The 6,256-nt window shown below is 37.8% G+C and carries 7 protein-coding genes; 2 read left to right on the forward strand and 5 right to left on the reverse strand.

What is annotated here, in order from left to right:
• Positions 1-46 precede the first annotated feature (46 nt).
• On the forward strand, positions 47-496 hold the full coding sequence (locus ASJ81_RS15545) for a DUF1284 domain-containing protein (protein ID WP_095645169.1): 450 nt from the start codon (positions 47-49) through the stop codon (positions 494-496).
• A 241-nt stretch (positions 497-737) separates the two neighbouring features.
• On the opposite strand, the gene hdrB is transcribed toward ASJ81_RS15545, so the two are convergent.
• From hdrB to ASJ81_RS15570, 4 genes are all read right to left on the reverse strand, one after another.
• Complete coding sequence (gene hdrB / locus ASJ81_RS15550; RefSeq protein ID WP_095645170.1) at positions 738-1,640, reverse strand: CoB--CoM heterodisulfide reductase subunit B; 903 nt, start codon at positions 1,638-1,640, stop codon at positions 738-740.
• An 11-nt stretch (positions 1,641-1,651) separates the two neighbouring features.
• Positions 1,652-2,137 carry a CoB--CoM heterodisulfide reductase subunit C gene (hdrC, locus tag ASJ81_RS15555; protein WP_095645171.1) on the reverse strand — a complete coding sequence of 162 codons (486 nt, stop codon included), beginning with the start codon at positions 2,135-2,137 and terminating at the stop codon, positions 1,652-1,654.
• A 628-nt stretch (positions 2,138-2,765) separates the two neighbouring features.
• On the reverse strand, positions 2,766-3,473 hold the full coding sequence (gene npdG, locus ASJ81_RS15565) for an NADPH-dependent F420 reductase (protein ID WP_095645173.1): 708 nt from the start codon (positions 3,471-3,473) through the stop codon (positions 2,766-2,768).
• A 328-nt stretch (positions 3,474-3,801) separates the two neighbouring features.
• Positions 3,802-4,341: a DUF2284 domain-containing protein gene (locus ASJ81_RS15570; RefSeq protein ID WP_095645174.1), complete on the reverse strand. Its 540-nt coding sequence runs from the start codon at positions 4,339-4,341 to the stop codon at positions 3,802-3,804.
• Between the two features lie 385 nt (positions 4,342-4,726).
• Here ASJ81_RS15570 and ASJ81_RS15575 point away from each other — a divergent pair, with 385 nt between their 5' ends.
• Positions 4,727-5,920, forward strand: a complete 1,194-nt coding sequence (locus tag ASJ81_RS15575) for a M24 family metallopeptidase (RefSeq protein ID WP_095645175.1) — start codon at positions 4,727-4,729, stop codon at positions 5,918-5,920.
• Positions 5,921-6,101: 181 nt separating this feature from the next.
• Here the strand turns inward: ASJ81_RS15575 and ASJ81_RS24685 are convergent, their stop codons facing one another.
• Positions 6,102-6,248, reverse strand: coding sequence for a hypothetical protein (locus ASJ81_RS24685; protein ID WP_369334796.1), 147 nt, complete (start codon positions 6,246-6,248; stop codon positions 6,102-6,104).
• Positions 6,249-6,256: the final 8 nt, after the last annotated feature.

Here is a 6,256-nt window from a genome sequence, read left to right on the forward strand (position 1 = left end):
TTGAAACTGATCCTTAGTTTTGTGAGTTGAAGTCCTGGAGAAAGATATGCTCAAAAAATCGAACACATCTGGATCGGGTTCTAAAACCAGATCTAAATGCCTGAAGATCAGAGCTCATCACCTATGTTGCATCCAGGGTTTTCAGGGATATGGATACAGCCCAGTTTTCGTGGCCAATATGAGGGCCGTAATTTCAGATATTAAGGCTTTTCCTTCAAGACCTCTGGAACTGGTATCTGAATGTGATGTAATCTGTGCGTCCTGCCCAGGCAAAAGGGAATGCACTGCTCAAGAATCAACTAGTTCTCGCAGAATAAAAAGCATGGATCTTGTTGTTATGGAGAAATTAAAGATAAAAGAAGGAACTATTATGGAGGCAGATGAAGCCTTCAGTTTAGTTAATTCACAACTGGTCAATGCATCCGACATTAATGACGTCTGCAGGACCTGTAAATGGAGACCGAAGTGTCTCTGGTACATGCAGGATGAAGGATAAAACCATGAAAGAAAAATTATGAAAGAGAAATTATGAAAGAGAAATTATGAAAGAGAAATTATGAAAGAGAGATTATGAAAGAGAAATTATGAAAGAAAAAATTGCGATAAATAAAGCATGGAAGATGAAATTATAAATAAAAAAATATTTAAATTCAATATAAAAAGAAAAATATTCTCTTTCCCATTTGCTTTCTTCAACTTTTAACTGAAATTTTTTCTTGAGTGATTTTTCCTGACTTTTATTTTAAACCTGCACTGATCTCATAGATTTTTGCGAGAAACTCAATATTCTGAACTGCATTCTGTTCTATTCCCAGTTCATATGGAGAAAAGCCGAGAGCAAGACCCAGTAGCTGAGAATAGTGAAGGACAGGGATCGAGTAATCCGCTCCGAATTTTTCATTGACTGCAAGTTGTCCCCTGTCAAATTGCAGGTGGCAGAAAGGACATGCATTAACGATACAATCCACTCCTGCTTGCCGAATACAGGCTAGTTTGTGCTCAAGCATTTCAAGGGACTCAGCAGCATGCCCTGAACGGACTCCCCCTCCGGCTCCACAGCACATCATTTTGTCAGTATAGTCTACGCTTTTTGCACCCGTAGCTTCGACAAGTTCATCAAAGAAAAACGGAGCCTCTGTTTCTCCGAGATTTCGGTCCCTTGAAGGCTTGATAAGGTGACATCCGTAGTGAAGTGCCACTTTAAGGTCAAGCTGAGTTGTGATATGCTCCTTGAGCTTTTCAGGTCCAAACTCTTTATATAGATATTCGATTATGTGCCTAACTTCGGCAGTGCCTCTGAATTCTATGCCGATTTCTTTAAGGCAATTATTCGTGCATGCCTTTAATTCAGGGTCCTTTTTAAGTTCCAGATTAGCATCTGCCAGTGAGCCGTAGCAACCATTGCAGACTGTAAGTAAATCTCTGCCCATTTTTTCAGAGAGAACTATATTCCGGCTGGCAAGGGCAAGCCAGGTTGCTTTATCAAAGGATTTGAAAACTCCTGGCGCAGGACAGCAGGAAGCTCCTGGCAGGTCGGATACATCTATATCAAGTTTCTGCAGGCAGAGTTTAGTTGCTTTTTCAATGCCGGGATAACGATTGGGTACGATGCATCCAAGGAACAGCGATAGTTTTTCCATGTTCTGCCTCCTTATTTTTCAGCCACCAGCTCGTTAAATTTACATGCTTTAAGAAGATTCCTTACCTCTTGAAGAGCTTCAGGGTACTTCTGGACTGTCTCAGGTATGGGGTCAAGCCCAAGTTCTTCCCTCTTTTGCTTTGTTTCTTCGTCCAGAGGGACTGCATGTCCGCACTCCATTACCATTTCCGAGATCTTCCTATGTTCCGGAAGCATGAAACCCTTTTTTACTGCAAGTCTCCTTAACTCAAGGAGAGCGTCGGTAATTGGTATATCGCGCGGGCAGCGTTCCTGACAGGTATAACAGGTAGTACAGAGCCAGAGTGCATCATCAGAAAGGACTGATACTCTATTCTTGCGTGCGTCCCGAAGAATTCTTCTTGTATTAAGCCCGGTATGCCGCCCTGAAGGACAACTCCCTGTGCATGTGCCACACTGCATGCAGGAAAGTAAGTCAAGACCTGCATCCTTTAACACTTTTGATAATTCTTCACTCATACAGGTTCACTGTCTGATTTAGTCGGTTCGTCTTTTTTAGAAAAGAAAGATAAGCAAGATAATCAGGTAAAGAGAAAATTCCGCAACTGAAATTGGTTTTTAGAACTTTACGATAAATAAGTTTTTCCTGAAAAATTCTTTGTAATAAGTGCTTTCCAGATTCTTCACTGATAAGTTCTTTTCTTACAGATTTTTCTCGTGTTGAATTCATTTTTTGCAGATTTTATTCATGTTGATTATTAACCTCATAATATTTAACATAAGCTAAATTTGTCCGAGTTCAATAAAAGGAGTGAAGAATTTAGTTCAAGATTAACAGCCACAGATTTTAGAATTTCTTTTTATTAACCATCCATTAGTGGTTAGTTTTTGCCAGTCATTCGTTAATGAATTAGTTCTTGCCGGTCATTCATTAATGAATTTTTATCAATCATCTGTTACTGAGTTTGTTTATATATCTGAAGGCACAGGTTCTTGTTTCATATATTCCTAAAACCTGTGCCTTCAGATATATTATTTATACGTTTATATAAAATTGAGCTTCCGGAAGAATACTTGTCTCTCCAGATTCAATATCTTTCATTTCTGATTTTTTTCTGCATATCTCTCGTGATTCCAGAAGATATTATCAAGAAAAGTTTATTCCGAGATCTTTTAGTCCGTTGAGTTTTGCAAGGTTGATCAGTAATGGTGTAAGCGATTCCATAGTGTTTGCCTGCTTAAGAGGACCTCCGTCCAGGGGTCTCAGGCATCCCATATGCTCTGTAAGCTTAATGACAAGCTTCTTTGCTTCTGCATCGTCACCGCACACCAGCGCGTGATGTACAGCCTTGCATTTGGCAATATCTTTCAATTTTCTTGCAGGGATATTGTGAAAAGCTGCAACAACTTTTGTAGAAGCCGGAACATTTTTCTGAATTGCAAGAGCGGCTGAACCTTCTTCTGGAGGTTTATATATAAATAAGTCTCCTTCCTTTACCATTGGAACTACAGGAGTAATAATAATCTTGTTTTCAATAGCTTCACGAATCTCATGCAGCAATGGTATAACATGGTCAAAACGAAGAGAAAGAATTATTATTTCAGCTGCCTTCGCAGCTTCAAGATTGGTGTTTCCTGTAATGTTTACTCTTGAAGTATCGAACCCACAATTCTCAAGCTCTGATAAGTCTTGTTTTGCAGCTTCATCGGCAGCTTCCTTGGATCTGGACCCTATAATGATCTCGTTCTTTACACCTTCAGCCATAAGATTTTGAAGGGCCAGCCTGAGCACCATACCTTCTCCTATATTGCCAGTTCCTCCTAAGACAGCTATTTTTAACATTTTAGAACTCAATTTGAAAAAACCTCCAGTTTACTATAGATTCCATAAAATATGTTGGAAAGTAATATACTTTATATCTTTGTTAACTAAATTGCGATCGTAATGAGATTAGAATAATCGCTAATTAAATTAGAATAATCACTAATTAAATTAGAACATTGTGTATGGTGACTCAAACTTTTAAATTATTTTTATTAATCAGGATGTTTCTCCTGGACTATGAAGCTAAACTCTTTTATTAGTTCCGTTTTTTTTCATTTAGTATCTCTTTTAATTTTTCAATATTTAGGTGAAAATTTAAAAGGTTTTGAAATATGCGTAATTCATTTTGCTTGAATTTTTACTCAAGCAGCAAAATTCCTACACACACGGTTTTCTCAGGTTTGCAAAACTCAAGTATAAGTCCTGCTTTTTCCATCGCTTTTTGAATGTTTACTCCTACAGCCTCAGGTGCAAAGCGCCTCAATTCAGGCTTTATGCATTCTTTAAGGTTACAGACATCGCACTCGTTGCATGAGCCGGGTCTAAGGAGATGAGCAAAAGTAAAACCTTCCCTGAAAGCTTCATGTTCGAGCTCTAACATTTTATGGAAAGAATCTTTACGAATTTCTCCCCAGGCTTCAAGGATGTCCGATACCAGTGAAGTATCGCATTCATCGACAAGTAGAAGTGCACTATTGTATTCTCCTATGATTTTTCTAAACTCCTCAACCGATATAATATTAGGTGGACAGCTCAGTCTCTTTCCGTAACCTCTACAACCATGAGCACATTTCAGAGCAATCCTGTTCTCAATCGGAATGTCATCTGCATCCACAAAGTAAGCCTTGAGCCCCACCTCTGATGCTTTTTTAAAAAGATCTTCAAATTTTCCTAACATGATAACCCCTTTTCAAAAAACTCTTTTTGTTTTTACATTTCATTTCTTTTTACTTTTTATTTCTTTTTAATTTGTTTTCATTCTAGTTATTCTTTTTATTTTGAGAAACGAACTAAGATCTTACTAGCCCTGAAATTAACTGGCCCTAAGGTTAACTGGTCTTAAAGTTACTTTTTACCTTTGAAGAAATCACTGCAAAAGGTATATTTTTAAAAATCACTGAAAAATATAGTGTTATGAAAAACAAAAATTATTACATATATTTACTATCTATATTTGCTCATAAATTCTTGCCTAACAAACTCTTGCCTAACAAGTTCTTGCCATATTTACTATGTAAGTGATATCTCTTAATTGATAACAGATAATTAGTAAAGGAATTTACATGATTAAAAAAGTACCTTTAACCGAACTAAAAAACCGGATGAGAAATTTTAGAAAACGGATGGATATCTCAAATCCTCAATGGGAAATAGCTGTTATTTTCAGTAAAATAAACCTCTATTATTTTACAGGTACGATGCAGGATGGAATGCTGATTATCCCTAAAAATGGAGAAGCAACTTTCTGGGTACGCCGTAGCTACGAAAGAGCCCTGGAAGAATCTTTATTTCCTAATATCGAGCCTATGAACAGTTTTCGTGATGCTGCAAAGAGCATAAGTGAGCTTCCGAGCACGGTATACCTTGAAACCGAAGTTATTCCCCTAGCTTTATACCAGAGGTTCCAAAAGTATTTCCCTTTTAAGAATGTCAAATCTGCTGACTCTCAAATTTGTGCTGTCAGAGCAGTAAAAAGTGAATATGAACTCTCGCTAACAAGAAAAGCTGGCAGGATTCACCAGCATGTACTGGAAGATCTTGTACCTGAAATGCTGCATGAAGGAATGAGTGAAGTAGACCTGTCAACTGAACTATATTCAGTTATGGTTGAAGAAGGACATCATGGATTATGCCGTTTTGGGATGTTCGATACCGAGATGGTCCTGGGAAATGTCTGCTTCGGTGAAAGCTCGATTTATCCTTCTTACTTTAACGGGCCTGGCGGAATTTACGGGATGAGCCCTGCAGTTCCCCTTATCGGAAGCCGTGACAGAAAACTGAAAAAAGGAGATCTTGTATTCATTGATATCGGATGCGGGGTTGAAGGCTATAACACGGATAAAACTACCACATATATGTTTGGTTCTTCACTTCCACAATACGCCATAGATGCCCATAATAAATGTGTGGAAATACAGAATGAAGCTGCTTCAATGTTAAAACCAGGTGCTATACCCTCGGAAATCTACACCACCATAATGAATAAGCTCGATTCGGAATTTATTCAGAACTTCATGGGTTTTGGCAACCGCAAAGTTAAATTCATAGGCCATGCGGTTGGATTACTAATCGACGAAACACCTGTGATTGCTGAAGGATTTGATGAGCCCCTCCAGGAAGGAATGGTATTTGCTCTCGAACCTAAAAAAGGAATTGAAAACATAGGAATGGTAGGAATTGAAAATACTTTCATAGTAACTGCTAAAGGTGGAGAGTGTATTACAGGAGATAATCAGGGACTTATTCCTGTGTTTTGAATAATTAAGTCCTTTATAAAGCCAAGGTTTAATCAATTCATAGAAAACTGACAAAATGAAGCGTCACACTCTTTACGAATAAACACGGACTAGATAATTAATGTATCCCTTACAGCTATCTAGTTTTTTTCTTTTTTTCAAACATTAAGAGAAGGCTGCTCAAAGTTACATTTGAGCCGTTTCAATATTTGAGCCATTTCAGCACCTCCGGCTCCACAGCTGGATTTACAAAATATTTTGTAAACTTGCCTTCTACTTCAGAGAAAATAACATTGTCTTCTCTTAATTTTTTTATATGCCAGTGAGTAGTGCTTTTGTCTAAGTTCAACTTTTCAT

This window comes from Methanosarcina spelaei, from assembly GCF_002287235.1.
GTDB lineage: Archaea > Halobacteriota > Methanosarcinia > Methanosarcinales > Methanosarcinaceae > Methanosarcina > Methanosarcina spelaei.